General features: G+C 72.2%; 23 protein-coding genes. 10 read left to right on the plus strand and 13 right to left on the minus strand.

The window, feature by feature from the left end; all coding sequences use genetic code 11:
* Positions 1–19: 19 nt before the first annotated feature.
* The 3 genes from EIW28_RS19455 to EIW28_RS19465 all read left to right on the plus strand — a co-directional run bounded on the left by EIW28_RS19455 (position 20) and on the right by EIW28_RS19465 (position 2,499).
* On the plus strand, positions 20–817 hold the full coding sequence (locus EIW28_RS19455; protein WP_158630469.1) for a biotin--[acetyl-CoA-carboxylase] ligase: 798 nt from the start codon (positions 20–22) through the stop codon (positions 815–817).
* 25 nt (positions 818–842) lie between these two features.
* Positions 843–1,847 (plus strand): response regulator transcription factor, encoded by a 1,005-nt coding sequence (locus EIW28_RS19460; RefSeq protein WP_125249365.1) that lies wholly within the window; start codon positions 843–845, stop codon positions 1,845–1,847.
* A gap of 127 nt (positions 1,848–1,974) precedes the next feature.
* On the plus strand, positions 1,975–2,499 hold the full coding sequence (locus EIW28_RS19465; RefSeq protein WP_158630470.1) for a PH domain-containing protein: 525 nt from the start codon (positions 1,975–1,977) through the stop codon (positions 2,497–2,499).
* 58 nt (positions 2,500–2,557) lie between these two features.
* Here EIW28_RS19465 and EIW28_RS19470 read toward each other — a convergent pair whose 3' ends face one another.
* Both EIW28_RS19470 and EIW28_RS19475 read right to left on the minus strand, forming a co-directional pair.
* Positions 2,558–3,091 carry a GtrA family protein gene (locus tag EIW28_RS19470; protein ID WP_125249367.1) on the minus strand — a complete coding sequence of 178 codons (534 nt, stop codon included), beginning with the start codon at positions 3,089–3,091 and terminating at the stop codon, positions 2,558–2,560.
* A 53-nt stretch (positions 3,092–3,144) separates the two neighbouring features.
* Positions 3,145–5,670 carry a sigma-70 family RNA polymerase sigma factor gene (locus tag EIW28_RS19475; protein WP_125249368.1) on the minus strand — a complete coding sequence of 842 codons (2,526 nt, stop codon included), beginning with the start codon at positions 5,668–5,670 and terminating at the stop codon, positions 3,145–3,147.
* A 357-nt stretch (positions 5,671–6,027) separates the two neighbouring features.
* Between EIW28_RS19475 and EIW28_RS19480 the strand changes: the two genes are divergently transcribed.
* Both EIW28_RS19480 and trmB read left to right on the plus strand, forming a co-directional pair.
* Positions 6,028–6,849 (plus strand): hypothetical protein, encoded by an 822-nt coding sequence (locus EIW28_RS19480; protein WP_125249369.1) that lies wholly within the window; start codon positions 6,028–6,030, stop codon positions 6,847–6,849.
* Positions 6,850–6,873: 24 nt separating this feature from the next.
* The gene (gene trmB, locus EIW28_RS19485; protein ID WP_125249370.1) at positions 6,874–7,563 is read left to right on the plus strand and encodes a tRNA (guanosine(46)-N7)-methyltransferase TrmB; all 690 of its coding nucleotides are present in this window, start codon (positions 6,874–6,876) and stop codon (positions 7,561–7,563) included.
* 11 nt (positions 7,564–7,574) lie between these two features.
* Here trmB and EIW28_RS19490 read toward each other — a convergent pair whose 3' ends face one another.
* The 8 genes from EIW28_RS19490 to EIW28_RS25200 form a co-directional block, all read right to left on the minus strand.
* Complete coding sequence (locus EIW28_RS19490) at positions 7,575–8,804, minus strand: deoxyguanosinetriphosphate triphosphohydrolase (protein WP_187350637.1); 1,230 nt, start codon at positions 8,802–8,804, stop codon at positions 7,575–7,577.
* A gap of 54 nt (positions 8,805–8,858) precedes the next feature.
* Positions 8,859–10,697, minus strand: coding sequence for a hypothetical protein (locus tag EIW28_RS19495; protein WP_125249371.1), 1,839 nt, complete (start codon positions 10,695–10,697; stop codon positions 8,859–8,861).
* Positions 10,698–10,776: 79 nt separating this feature from the next.
* The gene (locus EIW28_RS19500) at positions 10,777–11,535 is read right to left on the minus strand and encodes an MBL fold metallo-hydrolase (protein WP_125249372.1); all 759 of its coding nucleotides are present in this window, start codon (positions 11,533–11,535) and stop codon (positions 10,777–10,779) included.
* Positions 11,536–11,541: 6 nt separating this feature from the next.
* Positions 11,542–12,345: a glutamate racemase gene (gene murI / locus EIW28_RS19505; protein ID WP_125249373.1), complete on the minus strand. Its 804-nt coding sequence runs from the start codon at positions 12,343–12,345 to the stop codon at positions 11,542–11,544.
* A 234-nt stretch (positions 12,346–12,579) separates the two neighbouring features.
* Entirely contained in the window at positions 12,580–13,005 is a 426-nt protein-coding gene (locus EIW28_RS19510; protein ID WP_125249374.1) for a hypothetical protein, read from the minus strand.
* A gap of 131 nt (positions 13,006–13,136) precedes the next feature.
* Positions 13,137–14,087: a PLP-dependent cysteine synthase family protein gene (locus tag EIW28_RS19515; protein WP_125249375.1), complete on the minus strand. Its 951-nt coding sequence runs from the start codon at positions 14,085–14,087 to the stop codon at positions 13,137–13,139.
* A 20-nt stretch (positions 14,088–14,107) separates the two neighbouring features.
* The gene (locus tag EIW28_RS19520) at positions 14,108–14,386 is read right to left on the minus strand and encodes a MoaD family protein (protein WP_125249376.1); all 279 of its coding nucleotides are present in this window, start codon (positions 14,384–14,386) and stop codon (positions 14,108–14,110) included.
* Between the two features lie 114 nt (positions 14,387–14,500).
* Positions 14,501–14,983, minus strand: coding sequence for a M67 family metallopeptidase (locus tag EIW28_RS25200; RefSeq protein WP_269462613.1), 483 nt, complete (start codon positions 14,981–14,983; stop codon positions 14,501–14,503).
* A 157-nt stretch (positions 14,984–15,140) separates the two neighbouring features.
* Here EIW28_RS25200 and EIW28_RS19530 point away from each other — a divergent pair, with 157 nt between their 5' ends.
* The 5 genes from EIW28_RS19530 to EIW28_RS19550 all read left to right on the plus strand — a co-directional run bounded on the left by EIW28_RS19530 (position 15,141) and on the right by EIW28_RS19550 (position 20,111).
* Entirely contained in the window at positions 15,141–16,436 is a 1,296-nt protein-coding gene (locus tag EIW28_RS19530; protein WP_125249377.1) for a nicotinate phosphoribosyltransferase, read from the plus strand.
* Between the two features lie 152 nt (positions 16,437–16,588).
* Positions 16,589–17,362 (plus strand): sporulation protein, encoded by a 774-nt coding sequence (locus EIW28_RS19535; RefSeq protein ID WP_158630471.1) that lies wholly within the window; start codon positions 16,589–16,591, stop codon positions 17,360–17,362.
* Between the two features lie 164 nt (positions 17,363–17,526).
* The gene (locus EIW28_RS19540; protein ID WP_125249379.1) at positions 17,527–18,045 is read left to right on the plus strand and encodes an EXLDI protein; all 519 of its coding nucleotides are present in this window, start codon (positions 17,527–17,529) and stop codon (positions 18,043–18,045) included.
* 299 nt (positions 18,046–18,344) lie between these two features.
* Positions 18,345–19,286, plus strand: coding sequence for an ATP-binding cassette domain-containing protein (locus EIW28_RS19545; protein WP_125249380.1), 942 nt, complete (start codon positions 18,345–18,347; stop codon positions 19,284–19,286).
* 39 nt (positions 19,287–19,325) lie between these two features.
* Positions 19,326–20,111, plus strand: coding sequence for an ABC transporter permease (locus tag EIW28_RS19550; protein ID WP_125249381.1), 786 nt, complete (start codon positions 19,326–19,328; stop codon positions 20,109–20,111).
* Positions 20,112–20,253: 142 nt separating this feature from the next.
* On the opposite strand, the gene EIW28_RS19555 is transcribed toward EIW28_RS19550, so the two are convergent.
* The 3 genes from EIW28_RS19555 to EIW28_RS19565 form a co-directional block, all read right to left on the minus strand.
* The gene (locus tag EIW28_RS19555) at positions 20,254–20,841 is read right to left on the minus strand and encodes a DUF1707 SHOCT-like domain-containing protein (protein ID WP_125249382.1); all 588 of its coding nucleotides are present in this window, start codon (positions 20,839–20,841) and stop codon (positions 20,254–20,256) included.
* A gap of 73 nt (positions 20,842–20,914) precedes the next feature.
* A complete protein-coding gene (locus EIW28_RS19560; RefSeq protein WP_125249383.1) occupies positions 20,915–21,367 on the minus strand; it encodes a VOC family protein in 453 nt (150 codons plus the stop codon).
* Positions 21,368–21,404: 37 nt separating this feature from the next.
* Entirely contained in the window at positions 21,405–22,529 is a 1,125-nt protein-coding gene (locus EIW28_RS19565) for a hypothetical protein (protein ID WP_125249384.1), read from the minus strand.
* Positions 22,530–22,550: the final 21 nt, after the last annotated feature.

Consider the following 22,550-nt stretch of genomic DNA (forward strand, 5'->3'; position numbering starts at 1 on the left):
GAGTGGCTACGCTATGCGCGTGGACACACCGACGAGAAAGCCACTGGACCGGCACGCCCTCTGGTCGCTGTTGTCGGAGAAGTCCGACTTCTGGACCGAGGTCGACGTGGTCGGCGTCACTGGCTCGACGAACGCGGACCTGGCGGAGGCCGCCCGGCACGGCGCCGGGCAGGGCCGGGTGCTCCTCGCCGAGGAACAGGTGAGCGGCCGCGGGCGCCTCGACCGGCGCTGGGAGAGCCCGGCGCGGGCGAGCCTGATGATGTCGTTCCTGCTGCGGCCGACGCTGCCGCGCGAGCAGTGGGGGACGCTGAGCATCGCCGCCGCGGTCGCGCTCGAGGAGGCCCTGCACGCCGTGTGCGCGGTCCGCGCGAAGCTGAAGTGGCCCAACGACGTCCTCATCGGCGGCAGGAAGGTGTGCGGCATCCTCGCGCAGGCCGAGGGGAGCGCGGTGGTCGTGGGCGCGGGCCTGAACGTGTCGCAGACCGAGGCGGAGCTGCCGGTCCCGGGGGCGACCTCGCTGCTGCTGGCCGGGGCGGCGACGCTCGACAGGGAGGAGATCGCGGCGGCGTTCCTCGCGCACGTCGCGGCCGTGTACCGCACCTGGGAGGAGCAGGGCCCGGCCTCGGTCGTCGAGCGCTGGGAGCGGAACTCGGACACCCTGGGCCGCCAGGTCGCGGTATCGTTCCCGAACGGCCGCAGCCTCACCGGCCGAGCCGTCGGCATCGACGCCGACGGCCGCCTGCGAGTGGACCCCGGGGACGGGCCGGTGGAGACGGTCGCCGCCGGCGACGTCGTCCACCTGCGGCCGCGGGCGTGAACCCGCGTCCGAGAGGAGTGGCGCATTGACCGACCAGGCGAACGGCGGGCAGGCGGCGCCCGGGACCCGGCCGGCCCGGCAGCCTCCGGGCGCGCGCACCGGCCTCGACGCCGACGGCGAAGGGCTGTACCGGCTCCTGCTGTCCCGCGCCGACGCGACCGTGGCGCAGCTCGCGGCCGAGTCGGGGCGCTCGATCGAGCACGTCCGCACCGTCCTGGCGCGCCTCGTCGACGAGGGCTTCGCGGTGATGGTCGCCGACTCGCGCTTCCGGGCCGTGGGCCCCGACGCGGTCCTCGGCGGGCGGATCGCCTCCCAGCTCGGGGAGGTCCTCGGCGAGTACGAGGCGCTGCGCGAGCTGCTGGAGATCCACCGGGCCGGGCCCGGCGGCGCGTCCGGCGGGCACTGGGAGGTCGTGACCGGGGCCGTCGCGATCCGCTCCCGGCTGCGCCAGCTCAAGGCCGGGGCCGAGCGCAGCCTGCGCACGTTCGTGCGCCCGCCGATGGTGCTCCCGGTCCCCGAGGACCGGCTGCACCAGGACCTCCAGGCCCGCGGCGTGTGCCACAAGATCCTGTTCGACCGCTCGGTGCTCGACATCGACCCGTACGCCGAGTACCTGCGGCACGCGCTCGACTCCGGCGACGAGGTCCGGTTCGCCAAGCGCCTGCCGCTCAAGCTCCTCGTCGTGGACGACCGCACCATCGTCATGGAGGAGCCCGGCGGGGGCCGGCCGCGCGCGATCGTCACCGGGAACCGCGCGATCGTGGAGCTGGCCGCGGCCCTGTTCGAGCAGCTGTGGTCGAGCGGCATCCCCGCCACGACCGCGGCCTCGGACGGCGTGCGCCTCGACGAGGACGACGCGGTGCTCCTCGGCCTGCTGATCGCGGGCCTGACGGACCAGTCCATCGCGTCCAAACTGGGCATCGGACTGCGGACCGTGCAGCGGCGGGTCCGCGAGCTCATGGACCTGGCCGATGTGGACACCCGCATCCAGCTCGGCTGGCACGCGGCGAAGAACGGCTGGGTGCCTTAGGGTCCGGGCGCGAGCGTCGCTCGGGACCGCGCGCAATCGTGGGGAAAGGGCCGGTGACGAAGTGTTGTACTGTGCTTTTGAACAATTCACACCGCCCCCGCCCGTTTCTCACTCCTGGAGGTCCGCAGTGGGATATCCCGACGACCAGCTCGCCCGCGGCGAGGTTGTCAAGCTCCACACCCACCCGCACTGGAAGGAAGGCGTCGCCCCGATCCTGTGGTTCGTGGTCTTCCTGGCGATCGGCGCCATCGCGATCACGTACACGACCCAGCTCGACTGGGACGGCAAGATCTGGCTCGTCCTCGCCGAGGTCGTCATCACGCTCGCCCTGCTGGTCTGGCTCTCGGTCATTCCGTGGATCCGCTGGCGCTCGACCCACTACGTCATCACCGACCAGCGCATCATGTGGCGCGAGGGCCTCGTGACCCGCGAGAGCCGCCACATCCCGCTCGCCCGCGTGAACACCGTCTCCTACACCCAGAACGTCTGGGAGCGGATCTTCGGCTTCGGCGACATGAACATCGACTCGGCCTCCGACGACGGCGAGATCAACCTGGTCGACGTCCCGCGCGTCGACAAGACCAAGGCGCTGCTGTACCAGCTCGCAGAGGACGACCGCGCCCGCCGCGCCGGCGAGGGCGACGGCGCCTAGCCCGACGCACGCCCAAGGCCCGCACCGGATTCGGTGCGGGCCTTCGTCGTCCGCGGGCTCAGGCGCGCTCGAGGGCCTCGCCGGGCAGCGCCTCGGCGGACTCGGGGCTGTTGAAGATCCAGGTGCGGTAGGCGAAGAAGCGGAAGACCGAGCCGAGGCCGACGCCGAAGACGTTGGCGGCCAGGTTCACCGCGATCGCGTTGTCGAAGTACTGCGGCCACACCTGCGCGAGTCCCGCGTTGGCCCAGATGCAGGCGAGCGCGATGAGCAGGCCGATGCCGTTGAAGAAGAAGTAGAGGGCGTACTGGCGGTGGGCGGCGGCGGTGCCGCGGCGCTCGCGCCAGGTCCAGTGCCGGTTCCCGAAGAACGCGAGCGTCATCGCCAGGACGGCGGAGAGGATCTTCGCGTACCAGTACGACCAGTCCATGCCGAGGTACAGCAGGTTGAACAGGCCGACGTCGACCACGTAGGCCGTGCCGCCGACCCCGGCGAACTTGAGGAGCTCGCCGGCGTGGCGCTTGACGAGGCCGGCGGCGCGCGCGATCGGGCCCCGGTCTCGCTCCGGGGATGCAGGGGTCTCGGTCGTGGTCATCAGGGCCAAGCCTACCCGCCGGGGCGCCCGCGCGGGACGGCCGAGCGGGCCCCCTACGGCGCGACCGCGGGCTGGGCGACGGCGACGACGCCGACGACGAACGGGTCGTCGCCGCGCTCGAAGCGGACCACGGCCTCCTCGCCGGTGTGCGCGCGGTGGACGCGCACGTCGACGCCGAACGCGTACCAGTCGGGGTTGTCGACGGCGCCGTTCGCGTGGCAGGTGGCGGGCTCGCCGAGGCTCTGGCCGCCGGCGCTGAGGTCGTCGCCGCGCAGGTACGCGGAGCCGCCCCACAGGGTCGCGGCGACCTCGACCTCGCCGCCGCCCTCGATCTCGATCTCGGTGTCCGCGGCGGCCGCGCCGTCGTAGACCGCGACCTCCCTGGCATCGGCGCCGGGCTCGGCGTAGACGACCGTGAGCGACCAGCCGGCCCAGTGCGGCTCCAGGCAGTGCGCGCCCGCGTCGACCGGCCAGGCCTGGCACGGCGAGGTCGGCAGCTGGTGGTTGTCGGCGGCGACCCAGTACTCGCCGCCGCCCGCGACGAGGCCGGTGACGTCGGCGAACGCCTGCACGCCCGGCTCGGCGTCGGTGAGCGCGTCGGCCGCGAGGTCGGTCCAGGAGCCGCCGGGGCCGTGAAACGACACCGAGGTCGGCAGGTCCTCGTGGACGCCGGCCCAGTACAGGCCCGCCCAGCGGATCTCGGCGCCGCCGGGGACGTCAAGGACCGCGCCGGAGGCGGCCTCGCCTTCCCGGCCGGCGGGCGCGTCCCCGGGCTTGTACGCCTTCATCGGCCAGCGGTCGCCCGCGCCGAGGAGCGCCGCCTCGCGGCAGCCGGGCAGGGAGCAGGTGAGCCAGGTGTTGCCGGAGGCGGTGACGCCGGTGGCGTCGAGGCTGGCGTAGCCGACGGTGCTGCCGGCGGGGGCGATCGGGACCTGGAGCGCGGTGGTGCCGGAGATCCCCGGGCCCTCGACGGTGACCTGAAAGGTCTGGTAGCCGCTGACGTCCTCGCCGATGCTGATGCGCACGTTCGCCTCCGCGGGGCTCGGCATGCGCGCGATCGAGCACTGCACGGTGGCGCCCTCGACGCAGGTCCAGCCGGGGTCGGCGGTCTCGGAGGCGAGGGCGACGCCTTCGGGGAGGACGATGTCGAGCAGGACGCGGTCGCTCGCGGCGGCCTGGCCGTGGCCGAGCCGCGCGGACTCGGGGGCGCGCTCGGTGCGGGGCGCGGCGGCGCCGCCAGTGCCGTCGGCGGCTTCGCCGGTGCCGCCGGGGGCTTCGAGCCGAATCGGGAGGACCGCTTCGCCGCCCGCGACGAGGCCGCTGGTGCCGAGGCCGTGCGCGATGCCGTACGAGGCGGGCTCGGCCCCGGGCGCGGGCTCCTCGGCCGGGTCCTCGGGGTCCGGTTCCGGCGCCGGGTCGGCCGGGTCCTCGGGCGCGGGGTCCTCCGGGTCGGGTTCGGGCTCCTCGTCCTCGGGTTCGGGTCCGGGCTCGGCGGGCTCGGTGACGGCGGGCGCCTCGGGCGCGGCCTGCGGCTCGTCCTCCTCCTCGCCGGAGGTGAGCGCGAAGACGGCGACGGCGGCGACCACGGCGGCCGCGGTGCCGGCCGCGAGGGAGCCCTTGGTGCCGAGCTGCTGCACGATCCGGCGGATCCAGTTCGCGGCCGCGACGAACGGCGCGCCCACGGCCGCGAGGAACCCGCCGACGGCGACCCCGGCCGCGGAGACCGCGCCGGCCGCGAGGTACGGGGACGCGGCGCCGCCGAGGAAGACCGCGGCGACGACGACGCGCAGGCCCGAGTTCAGCTCGGTGAGCTCCGCGAACAGGAGGTTGCAGGTGACGCACGAGTCGAGGTGGTCGTCGACCTTCTGCACCTCGCGCTCGCCGAGCTTGCCGCGCACGCGCGCGCCGAGCCGGTCGACGGTCCAGCGGCACTCCTCGCGCGGGGAGTCGGCGGCGTGCTCGGTGAGGTAGTTCTGGCGGAGCTTCTCGCGGGCCCGGTACGCGAGCGCGGAGACCCCGTTCGGGGTCATGCCGAGCATCGTGGCGATCTTGGCCGGGGAGTCCTCCTCGACCTCGGTGTGCCACAGGACCATCCGCCAGCGCTCGGGGAGCTTGCCGAAGGCGAGGGCGGCGTAGCGGCGCTCCTGGCCCTCGACGGCGGGGTCGACGAAGACCTCGCCGGGGTCGTGGGGCGAGAGGTCGTCGGTGAACTCGACCTTCTTGTCGCGGCGGAGCCGGTCGTAGAAGGTGTTGCGGAGGGTCTGGAGCATGTAGGGCCGGAAGGCGAGGTCGGGGCCGCCGCCGTCGCGGAAGGTGTGGAGGAGCTTGGCGAAGGTCTCGGAGACGAGGTCGTCGGCGCCGGCGGGGTCGCGGGAGAGGATGCGCGAGAGGCGGCGGGCGGCATGGACGTGGCGCTCGTAGAGGACGGCGTACGCGGTGGTGTCGCCGCGGCGGGTGGCGGCGATGAGCTCGGGGTCGGAGCGGTTCGCGGGGTCGTCGTCGGGGTCGCGGGGGGCCTGGTCAGGCGCGGCGCCGGGTTCTAGGCCGCGGGGATCGCCGGCGGGTACGGTCTCGGGCATCGTGCGCCGGTGCTCCTTCCTGGTTGCGCCGAGCTCGTACGATCGGGGGGCTCGGAGGCGTCTCTCTGCGAGAGCGGGCGGGTCGACTGGATTGGAGGAGTTCTCGCTGTCTCCCTTGGCTTAACGATCGAGTCGGCCTCCGGTTGCGCCTTGGACGCACGGTGTCCCCGAACGGGACATTCCACGGAGTTTAGGGCAAAAACCCGCCATAGTCGTGAATTGTGATGCGATTGTGACCAGGTGTGATGGTATTGGGACTTCCCGCCCGGGTTCCAGCGGTCTGTCGGAAATACGTCAGGCGATTGCGTACCGTGGGGTAACGCAGACTGTGACGCGAACGACGCAAGGAGGTGAGCGATGCCCGCTTCGGTACTGCTGGCGCTGCTGGTCGGCACGGCCCTGCTGGCCCTGACCCCGGCCCTGGTCCGCCGGTACGACCCCGACGAGCGGATGATCGAGGACCGCTCGACCTCCGACGCGCGGGTGCTCACCCGGGAGGGGGCCCGGCCCCCGCGTCCCGCCGCGCACCGGACCGTCCCGCTCGATCCCGCCACCACCCCGGACGAATCGGGTGAAACGGGCGCTTCGCTCGACGACATGCTTGCGTCCCAAGGATCTCGGCGCACGCCGAACGCGCGCGGGTGGGAGCGGCGCGGCACGCGCCGCGGCGACTCGGTACGGTTGGAGACCGACCAGTCGTTGACCGGCGAGGACCCCGAGATGCACGAGCAGGCCAGGCTCCGGCAGATGCGCGCCGAGTGGTGGCGGCGGCGCCACCGCCGCATCCTCTACGTGCTCATCGCACTGACCCTGCTGGAGCTCGCCGGCGTCGCCGTCGCGGGCCCCGGCTTCTGGATCGGCGCCGGCGTCGCCATCGCGGCCCTCGGCGGGTACGTGTGGTTCCTGCGCGAGCGCGCCAAGAGCCTGCGCCCCCGCCGCCGCCCCAAGGCGATGCTCACCGCCGAGCCCGAGCACGAGGAGGTCGGCCCGCCGACCTACGTGCCCGAGCAGCCCGACGGCGACTACGTCGAGGAGGACACCCGCGAGTCGTTCCTCTTCGCGGACGACGACGAGGACGACGAGCCCGCCCCGCCGCCGCGCCCCGACCCGCGCCGCCCCGACGGCCCCGCGGGCGTGCGCGGGCGCTCCTACGAGGCCCCGGCCAAGCTCGAGCGCTGACCAGGGCCCTACACTTGCCCGGTTATGCCTGATGAGGAACCGCAGCACCGCCACATCCTGACGTTCAACTTCCGCCAGGGCCGCAACAAGCCCCGCCACGACGAGGCCTTCGCGCGCCTGTGGCCGCGCTACGGCCTGGAGTGGCGGCCGGAGGACGGTCGGCTCGACTTCGCGGCGCTGTTCGGGCGCACCGCGCCGGTGGTGCTCGAGATCGGCTCCGGCAACGGCGAGGCCGCCGCCGCGATGGGCGACGCCGACCGCGACCGCGACCTCCTCGCCGTCGAGGTCTACCCGCAGGGCATCGCCGACCTCATGGACCGCGCCGAGGAGCGCGGCCTCGACAACCTGCGCATCTACCAGGGCGACGCGCTGCCGCTGCTGTGGCACGGGATCGCGCCGGAGGCCCTCGACGAGATCCGGGTGTACTTCCCCGACCCCTGGCCCAAGAAGCGCCACCACAAGCGCCGCATCATCCAGACCGAGCACGCGCGCACCATGGCCGGACTGCTGCGCCCGGGCGGACTCCTCCACTGCGCCACCGACATCGCCGACTACGCCGAGCAGATGCTCGAGGTGCTCACGGCCGAGCCCGCGCTGGAGAACACCGCCGAGGGCTACGCACCGCGGCCCGAGCGGCGGCCGGTGACCAAGTTCGAGCGCCGCGGCGTCAAGGCCGGCCGCGACATCTTCGACCTCGTCTTCCGGAAGCGGTAGAGCGGCGCCGCTCAGGCGGCGGTGAGCCGCCGGTGCCACGACTCCGCCGACGCGTCCGTCAGCGACGCGACCTGGTCCACGACCGCCCGCAGGCGCGCCGCGTCGTCCCCGGCGCGCGCGTACGCCTCGGCGAACATCGGGTCGAGCGCGTCCGCGCCCCGGTCGCACAGGAGCGCGACGAGGTCGTGGAGGATCTCGCGCTGGCGCGTGTACCAGGAGGCGGAGGTGCGCGGCTGCATGACGTACCGCCAGGCGATCCCCTTGAGGAGGGCGCACTGGACGCGCTCCTCGGCGGGGACGACGAGGTCGGCGTCGTAGCGGCGCAGCTGCCCGTCGCCGAACTGCTCGCGGGTGGCCCGCGCGGCGGCCTTCACGAAGCGGCCCACGGTGTTCGAGGTGAAGTTCTTCAGGGCGACCTGGGCGCCGAAGGAGCCGTCGTAGTCGTGGAGGGCCGCGAGCGCGGGGTCGCGCAGGAGGTCCTTCAGGGCCTCGCCGAGGGCCGCGGGCGACTCGTCGGTGTAGCGGCCGGCGGCGGCCTCGCAGACGGCGGCCTGCTCGCCGGCGTCGTCGAGGAGCTTCGCGAGGTTGATGTACTCGCCGTAGATGCCGTCCTCGACGTCGTGCACGGAGTAGGCGACGTCGTCGGACCAGTCCATGACCTGCGCCTCGAGGCACTTGGCGCCGGCGGGGGCGCCGCCGCGGAACCATTCGAAGACCGCCCGGTCGTCCTCGTAGAACCCGAACTTGCGGACGCCTTCGTCTGCGGCCCAAGGGTATTTGCACATCGCGTCGAGTGAGGCGCGGGTGAGGTTGAGGCCCACGGACGCGCCGTGCTCGTCGAGGGTCTTCGCTTCGAGGCGGGAGACGACGCGGAGGGTCTGGGCGTTGCCCTCGTAGCCGCCGCAGGGCCCGGACACCTCGTGGAGGGCGTCCTCGCCGTTGTGGCCGAACGGCGGGTGGCCGAGGTCGTGGGCGAGGCCGGCGACGTCGGCGACGTCGGGGTCGCAGCCGAGCGCGGAGCCGAGCTCGCGGGAGATCTGGGCGACCTCGAGGGAGTGGGTGAGGCGGGTGCGCAGGAAGTCGTCGGTGCCCGCGGTGTGGACCTGGGTCTTGTCGGCGAGGCGCCGGAACCCGGCGGAGTGGAGGATGCGGGCGCGGTCGCGCTGGAAGGGGCTGCGCGTCGACCCGGGTTCGGCCACCAGCCGCGCCGCCGAGGGCCAGCGCTTGGCCAGCGGGTGCAGTGCGGGATCGGTCACGCTGTCGAGCCTAGCGCGACCGATCCCCGGCACCGCGTCTCAATCGGTCAGGTACAGGCGCAGGACGCCGGTGCCGTCGCCGCCGTCGGAGCCGTGGGCCCACGCGAACGCCGAGAGCGGTTCGCCGCCGTCGAAGTCCTCCGGGTAGGTCTCGACGGCCGCGGCGAGGTCGACCCAGACCGCGACGGCGGCCTGGTCGGGCGCGGCGGCGGCGAAGTCGCTGAAGCGGGCGTCCTCGGCGAGGGTCCCGGAGGCGGTCTCGCCGCCGGTGTAGGAGATCTCGGCGCCGTCGGCGGTGACGCCCTCGGGGAGGGCGCCGCCCTCCTCGGCGACGAGCTCCTCGACGAGGGCCTGGAGGTCGGCGGCGCGGTCCTCGGCGAGGTGGGCGGAGAGCAGCATCGACTCGGGGTTGACGCCCTCGTCGGCGCTGAAGTCGCCGGCGACGCTGAGGTCGGCGCCCGCGAGGAGGTCGGTGATCTCGGTGACCTGGGCCTGGATCTCCTCGGCGGTGGGCCCGGTGTCGTAGTCGTCGACCCAGGGGTCCTCCTCGGTGCCGGCGGTCCAGTACCGGTTCTCGAGTTCGAAGTAGCGGGACTCCTCTTCGGGGGTGAGGGTCCCGGCGTAGTAGCCGGTCTCGAGTTCGAGGTACTCGGCGTACTCCTCGGCGGTGAGGGGGTCGAGGGCCGGTTCGGCGGGTTCGGCGGTGGCCTCGCCGTAGAGGAGGCCGTAGGCGCCGAGCCACTCCTCAGTGAGCTCGCCGATGTCCTCGGGGACGTGCACGGTGGCGGCGAAGTCGGCGGCGGGCAGCTCGCCCATGCCGGCGAGGAGGTCGCCGGAGCCGGTCCAGGGGTCGTCCCGGTCGCCGAAGAGGCGGTAGGAGAGCTCGAAGCCCTGGTCGAAGGCGGAGAAGCCGGCGATGAGCTGCCCGGAGTAGAACTCGGAGAACATGTCGGCGTCCTCGCCGGTCATCTCGGCGAGCTCGGCGACGGCGTCCATGTCGACCCAGTAGACGGCGAGCTGGTCGCCGTCGAGCCAGGAGCGGGCCTCGTCGTAGTCGGCGGAGGCCGAGAGCGGGTCGGCGCCGGCCTCGCTCCGGGCGGCCTCGAGCGCGGCGGCGGCGTCCTGCTCGCCGACGACCATGAGGACGTGGTCGTCCTCGACGGTGTAGGCCATCTGGTCCTCGGTGGCGCCGGCGGCGGCGCGGATGCTCGCGAGGCCGTCCTCGGCGGCGCCCGCGTCGGTGCTCGCGAGGCTCACGACCGCGTACGGCTGGTCCTGGTAGGTCCACATGGCGAGGCCGTGGCGGTTGCCGATCCAGGAGGTGAGGTCCTCCTCGGCGTCCACGCCTTCGAGGCCGGTCTCCTCGAGGAGGTCGGTCAGGAGGTCGTCGGTGGAGTCGTAGTCGAGGTCCTCGAACTTCGAGAGGTGCTCGAGGAGCTTCGGGGTCTGGTCGAGCGAGGGGTCGAGGTTGACCTCGAGGTACATGCCCGCGGACGCGGGGAAGCTCTCGGCCGGGTCGGGGCCGCCCTTGAGGACGAACTTGAAGAGCACGACCGCGCCGACGGCGGCGATGAGGACGACGGAGAGGATCGCGGCGACCGCGACCTTCGCGCCGCGGCCGCCGCGGGGCTGGGGCGGCGGCACCGGGACGTACGCGCCCGGCGGGAGGTACGGCGGCTGGCCGGCCTGGGGCGCACCGGGTTCGACGTACGGGACGGGCTGGTAGGCGCCCTGCGGGGACTGCTGGGGCTGGTAGGCGCCCGGCGGAGACTGCTGAGGCTGGTACGCGCCCGGCGGCGGCTGCTGCGGGCCGGGGCTGCCGTACGCGGGGCCGCTGGGCGGGCCCGGGTACTGCTGGGGGTTGGCGTCGCTCGACATCCTTCGACGCTACGGCACGTGTGCAACGGCCGTATCCCGCGAACGTGCCAATACGGCCGCAGTGGACGCCCGCAGGCCCTCAGAACTCGAAGACCTGCCCGGGGCGGACGACGTCGACGGGGCCGGTGTAGGCGGCCTTCGCCTCGGCGAGGGTCGCCTCGCGGGAGTTCCACGGCTCGACCAGGTGGGTGAGGAGGAGGCGTCCGGCGCCGGTCTTGGTGGCGTACTCCCCCGCCTCCTTGCCGGTGAGGTGGACGTCCTTCGGGTTGTCGCGGCCCTCGATGTAGGAGGCCTCGGCGAGGAACACGTCGCAGTGCGCGGCGAGGGACTCCAGGGCCTGGCAGGGGCCGGAGTCGGAGGTGTACGCCAGGGACGAGCCGGCGTGCTCGACGCGGACGCCGTAGGTCTCGACCGGGTGCGCGACGCGCTCGACGGCGACCGAGAGCGGGCCGAGCCGGAACGAGCCGGTGCGCAGTTCGCGGAAGTCGTAGACGTCGCGCAGCGACGGGTGGCACAGCTCGCCCTGGCCGCCGTACGCGGCGACGATGCGGTCGGCGACGCCGGTGGGCCCGTACATGGGGACCGGGTGCTTGGGGGCCTCGGGCGCGTAGCGGCGCATGACGGCGTAGCCGCAGGCGTCGAAGAAGTGGTCGGCGTGGAGGTGCGTGACGATCACGGCGTCGATCAGGTGCGGGTCGACGTGCTTCTGGAGCTCACCGAGCGAGCCGGTCCCGAAGTCGATCAGCAGCCGGTAGCCGCCCGCCTCGACCAGGTAGGCCGAGCAGGGCGTGTCGGGCGCCGGGAACGAGCCGGCGCATCCGATGACCGTGAGTTTCATGGCAGATCACACCTTGTCCAGTACGGCTGCGGCCGCGCTCGGGAACAGGTTCCCCAGGAACCTCCGGGAGGTCCTGGTGAACGCCTCCGGGTCCCCCGTGGCGAGGAACCGGTGCGCGGGCGGGTCGGTCCTGGCGGTCAGCAGCTCGTGCTCGGTGAGCACGCGGTAGAGTTCGCGGGCGCACTCGCTTGCGGAGTTCACCAGTGTCACGTCCTCTCCCATCACCAGTCCTATGAGTCCCGACAGCAGCGGATAGTGGGTGCAGCCCAACACGACCGTGTCGACGCCGGACTGCTGTAGCGGCTCAAGGTACCCCTGGGCGAGGCCCAGGAGCTGTCGGCCGGTTGTCACACCGCGTTCCACGAAATCCACGAACGCCGGGCAGGCGACCGCGGTCACCTCGACGTCCGGGACGGCGTTGAAGGCGTCCAGGTACGCGCCCGAGGAGATCGTGGAGACCGTCCCGAGGACCCCGACCCGGCCGGTGCGCGTCGTGGCGACGGCGCGGCGGACGGCGGGCCGGATGACCTCCACGACCGGGATGTCGTAGCGGTCGCGGATGTCGGCCAGGCTCGCCGCCGAGGCCGAGTTGCAGGCGATCACGAGCGCCTTGACCTCCTGTTGGACCAGGTGGTCGCAGACGTCGAGCGACAGCTTGCGGACCTCGGCGATGGGCCTGGGACCGTACGGGACATGGGCGGTGTCGCCGACGTAGACGAGTCGCTCGGCCGGCAGCAGTTCGCTGATCGCCCGCGCGACGGTCAAACCTCCGACACCGGAGTCGAAGATCCCGATGGGCGCGTCGTTCATGGGCTCCGAGCGTACGTCCAAACCGCCGTTCAGCGCCCCTGCTCGGCACGGGAATGTCGCCAAAATGACAACGTGTCGATCGCCACACCGACAGTGCGCGGCGCGCGGATATGTCGGGGTCGGCGGGCACGATCGGGAGGCGGTCCCCGCCTCGGGGAGGGCGCCCCTCCCACCCTGGGCGGGAGGTCCGCCCGCGGGCGTGCGGGGCCACTCGGGCGGCGGGCGCGGCGGGGCTCAGGCCAGGCGCAGCATCATGAACGCGGCCAGGAGCGTGACCGTCGAGGCGGCCATGAACATCCAGGGCACGCCCTTGAAGCGCACGGTCGCGAAGGCCATCATCGCCAGCATCATGCCGACGACGCCCACGGTGATGAACGCGGGCGTGAACCAGGCGGGGCCCTCGCCGAAGATCTTGAACAGGCCCACGATCGACGAGGCGACGCCCGCGAGCACGAGGACCAGGGCCCAGGCCGCGACGCCCGCGAGGCGGCGCAGCCGGACCGCCGGCTTCTCGGGGAGGCGCGGGCCCGAGACGGCGGCGCCCTCCACCTTGAGCGACAGCCCCTGCTGCGGGGCCGCCTCCGGTTGCGGCGCAGCGCCTTGGCGCGGGACGCCGCCGGGCTTGCCGATGGTGAACGTGCGCGGGTCGCCGGTGGTCATCCACTCAGGCTAGCAACCCACTGAGGACTCCTCAGGAGTGCGTCCGGCGGCGGTGGGGCGGGCCTCGCGGACCCGGGCGCGCACGCGACGGGGCCGGACCGCGCGGTGCGCGGTCCGGCCCCGTCGGTCGCTCAGGCCCAGACCTGGCCGTCGAGGGCGTCGACCGCGTCGTCCAGGACCTCGGAGTACGCGCCGGTCGACAGGTACTTCCAGCCGCCGTCGGCGACCAGCAGCGCGATGTCCGCGCGTCGGCCGGCCTTCGCGGCCTCCTTCGCCAGCGCGAGCCCCGCGTGCAGGACCGCGCCGGTCGACAGGCCCACGAACAGGCCCTCCTCGGAGAGCACCTCGCGGGTGCGGCGCAGCGCGTCCTCGGTGCCCACCGAGAGGCGCCGGTCGAGGACCCGCTCGTCGTACAGCTCGGGCACGAAGCCCTCGTCGAGGTTCCGCAGGCCGTAGACCAGCTCGCCGTAGCGCGGCTCGGCCGCGACGATCTGGACGCCGGGCGCGTGCTCGCGCAGGTAGCGCCCCACCCCCATGAGGGTCGCGGTGGTGCCGAGGCCGGCGACGAAGTGCGTGATCTCCGGCAGGTCGCGCAGGAGCTCCGGGCCGGTGCCCTCGTAGTGCGCGGCGGCGTTCGCCGGGTTCGCGTACTGGTTGAGCATGACCCAGTCGGGCCGCTCGGCGGCCATCGCGCGGGCCTTCGCGACCGCGGCGTTCGACCCGCCGGCGGCCGGGGAGAACACGATCTCGGCGCCGAACGCCGAGAGCAGCTGCCGCCGCTCCAGGGACGTGTTCTCCGGCATGACCGCGACGAGCTTGTAGCCCTTGCGGCGGGCGATCATCGCGACCGCGATGCCGGTGTTGCCCGAGGTCGGCTCCAGGATGGTCGCGCCCGGGTGCAGCAGGCCGTCGGCCTCGGCGGCCGCGATCATTTTGGCGGCGACGCGGTCCTTAACCGAGCCGGTCGGGTTCGCGCCCTCCAGCTTCGCCCACAGCCGCACCTCGGGCGAGGGCGACAGCCGCGGCAGTCCCACCAGGGGCGTGTCGCCCACGGTGGCGGTGATGTCGTCGAAGCGCGCCACGGACCGTCCCCTTTCCGGCTTTACATGCCGCCCGCGACGGCGGGCAGGATGGTCACGGAGTCGCCGTCGGCGAGCTTGGCCTCGAGGCCGCCGATGAAGCGGACGTCCTCGTCGTTGATGTAGACGTTGACGAAGCGGTGCAGGGCCCCCTCCTCGGTCACCACGCGGGCGCGCAGGCCCGAGTAGCGGGTGTCGAGGTCGGCGAAGAGCTCGCCGACGGTCTCGCCCTCGCCGGTCACGACCTTCTCGTTCTTGGTGTGCGGGCGCAGGATGGTGGGGATGCGGACTTCGATGGACATGCGGGTTTCCTTTGCTGTTCGAGCGGACGCGGGGCCGCTCTGTGTGTCTGGCGCGGTGTCTCGAGAGCACGACCGAGCGCTGTGTGGACCGGGCCGCCCCGGGGGGCGGGGAGCTCAGTGACAGTCGTAGACCGTGGAGTCGGGCGTGTGCGCGAACTTGTAGCTCTGCACGGCCTCGGGCGCGCCGGTGACCTCGATGGGCTCCTCGGTGACGACGCCGTCGGCGATGCGGAAGGACCGGACCTCGGCGATCTCGGGGTCCTTCGTCGTCACGAGCACGTAGTGGGCGCCGGGCAGGCCCAGCTGGGAGGCGATGCCGGCGTCGGAGCGCGACGGGTAGGCCTCGGTGTGGGTGTGGGAGTGGTAGGCCACGACGACTTCCTCGTCGTTGTCCCACATGCGGTCGTACTCGCGCTTCCACTCTTCCGCGTCGAACTCGTAGAAGGTGGTGGAGCGGGCAGCGTTCGTCATCGGGATGTGCCTCTTCGGCTCTCCCGTGCCCTCGGGGCCGGCGATGAGGCCGCACGCCTCGTCGGGATGGTCCGCGCGGGCGTGCGCGACCATCGCCTCGACCAGCTCATGCGCGATCCGCAACACGTCAGCAAGCGTACACGCGCCGACACCGCCGCTCCAGCCCTCGTTCAGAGCGTGAGACGAAGCTCGCGACCTGGGGCGGAAGGGAATAAGGAGCGGTCCGTGAGCGCCGCTCGCGCAGGAGGCCCGCGCCTCGGCGGGGTGCATTACGCTCACCCCTATGTCCGTCACGCTCCCGCGCACGCCCCTGTACACCGACCACTACGAGTACACGATGCTGGAGGCCGCCCTCCGGGACGGCACCGCCGAGCTGCCGTGCGTGTTCGAGGTGTTCGGGCGCCGCCTGCCCACCGGCCGCCGCTACGGCGTCGTCGCCGGGATCGGGCGCCTCTCGGAGGCGATCGAGCGCTTCCGCTTCGAGGACGACGACCTCGAGGACCTGACCTCCCGCGGGGTGGTGCGGGAGTCGACGGCCGAGTGGCTCTCCGGCTACCGGTTCAAGGGCGACATCGACGTGTACGCCGAAGGCGAGCTGTACTTCCCCGGGTCGCCGATCGTCACGGTGACGGGGACGTTCGCCGAGTGCGTGCTGCTGGAGACGCTGACGCTCTCGATCCTCAACCACGACAGCGCGATCGCGAGCGCGGCGGCGCGCATGGTGACCGCCGCGCGCGGGCGCCCGATCCTGGAGATGGGGTCGCGGCGCACGCACGAGGCGGCGGCGATCGCGGCCTCGCGGGCGGCGTACCTGGCCGGGTTCGCGGCGACGTCGAACCTGGAGGCGGGCCGCCGGTACGGGGTGCCGACCTCGGGCACGAGCGCGCACGCGTTCACGCTGCTGCACGTCTCGGAGACGGCGGCGTTCCAGGCGCAGATCGACGCGTTCGGGACCGACACGACGCTCCTGGTGGACACGTACGACATCTCGCAGGGCATCCGGAACGCGATCGCGGTCGCGGGGCCGCGGCTGCGGGCGATCCGGATCGACTCGGGCGACCTCGACGTGATGGCCACGAGCGCCCGGGAGCTGCTCGACGAGCTGGGCGCCAAGGACACCAAGATCGTGGTCTCCGGCGACCTGGACGAGTACTCGATCGCGGCGCTGGCGGCGGCGCCGGTGGACATCTACGGCGCGGGCACCGCGGTCGTGGTCGGCTCGGGCGCGCCGACGGCGCAGCTGGTCTACAAGCTCGTCGAAGTGGAGGGCCGGGCGGTCGCGAAGCGCTCGGAGCACAAGGGCACCAACGGGGGCCGCAAGATCGCGGTGCGCCGGCACAAGCCGACCGGGACCGCGGTGGAGGAGGTCGTGGTGTCCCAGGGGGAGCCGGACGCGCAGCCCGGTGACAAGCGGCTCCAGACGCCGCTGTTCCGGGGCGGGGAGCTCACCGCGCAGCCGTCGCTGGAGCAGTCGCGGGAGCTGCTGCGCCAGCGGTTGATCTCGATCCCTTGGGAGGGACTGAAACTGTCGCCCGGGGACCCGGCGATCCCGGTGGTCCAGAAGCACGGCGGCGAATAGTCCCGTTCGCCCCCAGGGCCCGCGACCGGGAGTCGGGCGGCCGTGACGCTGTGCCTGTCACACCCGACCTGCGCTTCCGGGATACGATGCCGTTGCCCCCTGTCCGTGTTCCCCCGCGACGTTCCCGCGATCCTCCGAAAGGAACCGCCCCAATGGTCTTCAGCAAGCTCAAAGCCATTCTCGGTAGTGGCATCCAAGTCGACACGCTCCTGCACGAGAAGCACGTCGTCCCCGGCGGGACCCTCAAGGGCGAGGTGCGGATCTCCGGGGCCGAAGTGGACGCCTCCGTCGAGAGCGTCGAGATCGAGTTCACCGCCCTGGTCGAGGACGACAGCAAGGGCGAGGACGCGGCCGGCGCGGTCCACGACTACTTCAAGACCGAGATCTCGGGCAAGTTCGACCTCGCGAAGGGCGCGGCGCACCCGATCCCGTTCGAGGTGCAGGTCCCCTGGGAGACCCCGTTCAACAACGTAGAGGAGCGCCCGCTGGTGGGCGGCATGAAGCTCGGCGTCTCGACGCACCTCGCGCTGGACCAGGCCCTGGACAAGGGCGACCTCGACTGGCTGACGGTGGAGGCGCTGCCGGTCCACAAGGCGGTGTGGGAGGCGCTGGAGTCCCTCGGCTTCGCGTTCCAGGAGACCGACCTGGAGCTCGGGACGATCCAGGGGGCGACCGTGCCGTTCTACCAGGAGGTCGAGTTCTGGGCGACCGAGGGCGAGTTCCACGGGCGCATCCGCGAGCTGGAGGTCGTGTTCGTGGCCGGCGAGGCGAACACCGACGTGGTGTTCGCGGCCGACAACGCCGCCGAGCTCCTGGCGCCCGACCTGAACTCGACGATCCGGTTCTCGGTGCCGACCGCGTCGACCGACGCGGTGGAGACCGTCAAGGCGCAGCTGACCCAGCTGGCGGCCCAGAAGGGCGTGTAAGCCCAGCTCAAGACGTCCGGAGGGCGGTCCCGCGAGTCATCGCGGGGCCGCCTTTCCGCGTGTCCGGCGAAAACCCGGGGCCCGGGCTTGCGCATCCGTCTACGTATACGTATAGTCTATACGTATACGGAGGGCACCCCTGGAAAGGAGGTTAAGATGCCGCTATGCCCAACAAGACGATCTACGTCTCCGACAGCGACCTGCCGATCTACAACCGGGCGCAGGAGCTGGCCGGAGGGAACCTCTCCAAGGCGATCTCGATGGCGCTCAAGCGCTACGTGGACGCCGAGGAGGGGCGCCTGGAGGGCTACAAGGAGATCACCGTCCACGTCGGCCCGGGCACCGGCCGCAACCGGCAGCGCCAGCGCTTCACCGGCGTCAAGCTCGGCGAATGGGTCTGGTCGAACCAGAACAAGGCCGAGATCTACCGCGTCTACCGCTCGCGGTCGGGCAAGTTCGTCGTGCACGTCGAGAAGACGCCCGACTACGTGCAGGTCACCAATGAGACCGGGCTGCGCAAGCTCCTCGGCCTGGGCGAGCAGGTCTTCGCCTCCAACACCGGGGACTCGACCCTCGAAGTGGTCGAGACGCTCGAGGAGCTGAAGACGAAGATCCCCGCCGAGCTGTACGAGATGGTCGCCGCGACCGCCGAGGCCCCGCCCGTGCAGGACCTCGACATCTAAGCGCCGCAAGGCCCCCGCGCCTCACGCGATCCCGAACCGCGTCCGACCGGGGCGGAGCCCTGCCCGCTGAAAGTCCACAGTAGACAAGTCCACAGTATACATGAGACTGCGAGTCGGCCCGTGATCGACCTCGGGATGCTCCTCACCCTCTACCCGCCGCGCCGCGGCCTGACGGCCCCCGAGGGCCCGCGTCAGGACGGTGTCAGCACCGTGTCAGCGGACACGGCCACAGTACCCACATGCCCGGCGCGGGACACCGCGCCGGAACCGGAACCCGAACCACCGCGAAAGAAGGAAGCATGACCGCCAAGCCCCTGGCCATCGAGGCCCGGAACCTCGCCAAGTCCTACGGCGAGAACGACGTGCTCAAGGGCATCGACATCGAGGTCCCCGCCGGCACCGTCTTCTCCCTGCTCGGCCCGAACGGCGCCGGCAAGACCACCACCGTGAACATCCTCTCGACGCTCATCCCCGCCTCCGGCGGCCGGGCGAGCGTCGGCGGGCACGACGTGGCCGCCCAGGCCGACGCGGTGCGCGGGTCCATCGGCGTCACCGGCCAGTTCGCCGCCGTCGACGGCCTGCTCACCGGCCGCGAGAACCTCCACCTCATGGGCCGCCTCAACCACCTGCCCAAGCAGGAGGTCCGCCGCCGCACCGAGGACCTGCTCGAGCGCTTCGACCTGGTCGAGGCCGCCAAGCGCCCGCCGGCCACCTACTCCGGCGGCATGAAGCGCCGCCTCGACATCGCGATGTGCCTCATGGGCGACCCGAAGATCATCTTCCTCGACGAGCCCACCACCGGCCTCGACCCGCGCAGCCGCCGCACCATGTGGTCGATCATCCGCGACCTCGTCAAGGCCGGCACCACGATCTTCCTGACCACGCAGTACCTCGAGGAGGCCGACGAGCTCGCCGACCGCATCGCGGTCCTCGACGGCGGCAGGATCGTCGCCGAGGGCACGCCCGAGCAGCTCAAGCGCATGATCCCCGGCGGCCACGTGGGCCTGCGGCTCCACCGCGCCGACCAGGTCGAGCGCACCGCCCGGGCCCTGGGCGCCGGCTCCTTCGACGCCGAGCAGCTCACCGTGCAGGTCCCCTCGGACGCGTCCGTGGACTCCCTGCGCAAGATCCTCGACACCCTCGACCGCGAGGGCATCGAAGTGGACGAGTTCACCGTCCACACCCCCGACCTCGACGACGTCTTCCTCGCCCTCACCGGCCAGGCCAAGGCCGACGCGTAACCCGCCCCGAACCACGACTTCCCAGAAGGAGACGCTTCCATGAGCACCCTCGCCCACTCCGTGTCCGACACCTCCACCATGCTCCGCCGCCAGCTCAAGCACATGCTGCGCTACCCGTCCCTGACGCTCATGCTCGTCGGCATGCCGGTGGTCTTCCTGCTCCTGTTCGTGTACGTCTTCGGCGGCACCATCGGCGACGGCCTCGGCGGCCCCACCGGCGGACGCGAGGCGTACCTGACCTACCTGACACCCGGCATGCTGCTGATGGCGATCGTCGCCGCGGTGCAGGGCACCGCGATCAGCGTGGCCATGGACATGACCGAAGGCATCGTCGACCGGTTCCGCACCATGTCGATCGCCCGCGTCTCCGTCCTCACCGGACACGTGATCGCCTCGATGATCCAGTCGTTCCTGTGCATGGTCGTGCTCATGGCCGTCGCCGTCGCGATCGGCTTCCGGCCCGAGGCCGACGCGCTCGGCTGGCTCGGACTCGTCGGCGTCCTCGCCCTGATCTCCTTCGGCCTCACCTGGCTGACCGTGGGCCTCGGCATGACCGCCAAGACCGTCGAGGAGGCGTCGAACACCCCGATGCCGCTCATGCTGCTGCCGTTCCTCGGCTCGGCGTTCGTCCCCACCGACTCGATGCCGACCGCGATCCAGTACTTCGCCGACTACCAGCCCTTCACCCCGTTCATCGAGGTCACCCGCTCGCTCCTGTTCGGGAACGCGGTGGACGGCGTCAACCTGGCCCTCACGGTCGCCTGGTCGCTGGCCTTCGCGCTGATCGGCTACCTGGTCTCGAAGAAGAAGTTCAACAAGCGCTGAGCGCCGCGAGGCTGACACAGGAGATCCCACCCGGAGGCGGGCCGCGACCGCGGCCCGCCTCGCCGCGTCGCGGGGAGCGCGGACGCCGCGACGGGGGCGCCCGTTCCGGGCGCCCCCGTCGCGGTCGTGCGGATGGCGGGCGCTACCAGCGCCACCAGAGGAAGCGGCGTTCGTAGCGGACGACGACGCGGCCGTAGCGGCTCGTCCCGGTGAGGTGGATCCGGGGTCCGTCGACGGCCTTGTGGCACTTGTTGACCACGGTGCCGCCGTGGAGGTCGACGCCGTCGTCCACCGCGGAGGCGTTCGGCGGGAGGATCACGGTGACATGCGAGTGGACGAGGTCGACGTCGAGTTCGACGTCGTCGGCGGCGAACACGGCCTCGCGGCAGTCGAGCCGGACGCCGCTGTGCTTCTGCCGGGTGGTGATGCGGGCCGGGACGGTCCAGGCGCCCTGGCGCCTCACCTGGCTGTGCACCGGGTTGAGCACCAGGGCGGGGGTGTCGGCGACGGGCTTGGGCCGCTTGGGGACCGCGAGCGCGCGGCCGTCCTCGGGGAGGTCGGCGAGGAGGCGCTCGACGTCGCGGTAGGTCTTGGCCTCGTACACGCGGCTGGAGCGCTCGGCGAACTCGTCGAGGTCGAGCCGGCCCTCCTCGGTGGCGGCCTGGAGGCGGCCGATCAGGGCCTCGCGGTCGGCGTTGGAGAGGCGGATGTCGGGATCGGGTGCGGACATGGCGGTTTCCTTCTGCTGGTTCCGCCACCGAACATACCGGTTCCCCGGTTCCCGCTCCAGTCCTCTCCGGAGCTCAGGCGTGGCAGCAGAACTCGTTGCCCTCGGGGTCGGCCATGAGGATCCACTTGGCGCCGTCCTCGTCGAAGGCGCCGAGGCGGATCGCGCCCAGGGCCTCGAGGCGGTCGGCCTCGGCCTCGTACCGGTCGGGGCCGTAGTGGAGGTCGAGGTGGAGGCGGTTCTTCACGGTCTTGGCCTCGGGCACGGTCTGGAACAGCAGGCGCATGCCCTTGCCGACGCCGCTGTGCGGGTCGAAGGGGGCGTCGGGGTCGCGGACGGCGGCGGCGGTCCTCCAGCCCTTGCGGCCGTGGACCTCGACGGTCTGGTCCTCGGTGACGACCCCCTGCTCGAGCAGGGTGGCGATGAGCCCGGAGTGGTCCTCCACGACGTACCCCATCGCCCCGGCCCAGAAGTCGGCGAGGCGGTGCGGGTCGGCGCAGTCGATGCAGATCTTGAATTTGACGGCCATGCCCCGATCGTAGGACGGGGGTCCGACACCCGCGCCGCTATTCGCCTTCGATGTACGCCTGGGCGTTGGCGAAGTACCCGTCGATCTCCTCCTGCCAGGCCACGATCTCGGTCTCCTTGCCGATCAGGCGCTCGGTGTACATGCGGGCCCAGTCCTCCTCGGGGCCGTCGCGCAGGCCGGCGTCCTCGGCGCAGCGGGCGAAGTCGAGGGCGATGGTGGTCTCCAGGGCCTGCGGGTCGTCGGTGCGGTCCCGGACCTCGTCCGGGATCTCCGGGACGACGACCTCCTCGCCGTCGAGCTCGGCCGTCAATCCGGCGTCGAAGACGCCGTTGGCGATGAAGTCGTAGGTGTCGAGCCAGCCGTACTCGTCGAACTCGAAGCCCTCGTATCCGCCGTCGACCAGGCAGTCGAGGAACGCCTCCTCCTCGTCGGCGTAGTCCTCGGACAGCTCCGCGTACAGCTCGCCGTCGCCGACCGAGGTCAGCGGGCTCTCGCCGGGCCCGGGCTCGACCCAGTAGTCGCCGTCCTCGCCCTCGTGGAGCTCCGGCTCCCCGTAGACGGCGGTGATCGTCTCGAGCTCGCAGCCGCCGAAGGGCGGCTGCTCGAGGTCGAACCCGTCGTCCCCGGCCTCGAACGCCTCGCTCGCGGCCTGCTGGTACTCGTAGCGCTCGTCGCCCATGAAGGCGCGCTCCCACTCCTCCCGGTACTCCTCGGTCTGCGCGTCGAACTCGGCGCCGCCCTCGTCGAAGGACGGGTCCCACCAGCCCTGGTCGTCGGCGGTGAACGCGATGAACTCCGGGTCGGCGCGCATCTCCTCGGCGGCGGGGGTGTCGAGGAAGAAGGGCCACATGGCGAAGCCGAACCGCTCGGCCTGCTCGACGGTGGGGATGCGGGCGTACGGCGAGGCGAAGCCGGTGAAGCGGTCGGGGATCGTGTTGCCGGACAGGGCGAGCGGGTCGTGGACGGTGAAGCCGTGGTCCTGCATGCACAGCGAGCCGATGCGCTGCTCGAGGAGGACCAGCTCCCAGGCGGTCTCGGAGCCGTTCACGATCGCCTGCTCGATGCGGGCGACGTCCTCGTCGGTGACCTCGGCCGGCTCCTCTGCGGTGCAGGCGGTCAGGAGGAGCGGTAGGGCGAGGAGCGGGAGTGCGGTTCGGCGCATCGGCGGAGCCTTCCGGAGATC

The organism is Glycomyces terrestris, from assembly GCF_003933745.1.
Classification (GTDB): Bacteria; Actinomycetota; Actinomycetes; order Mycobacteriales; family Micromonosporaceae; genus Glycomyces; species Glycomyces terrestris.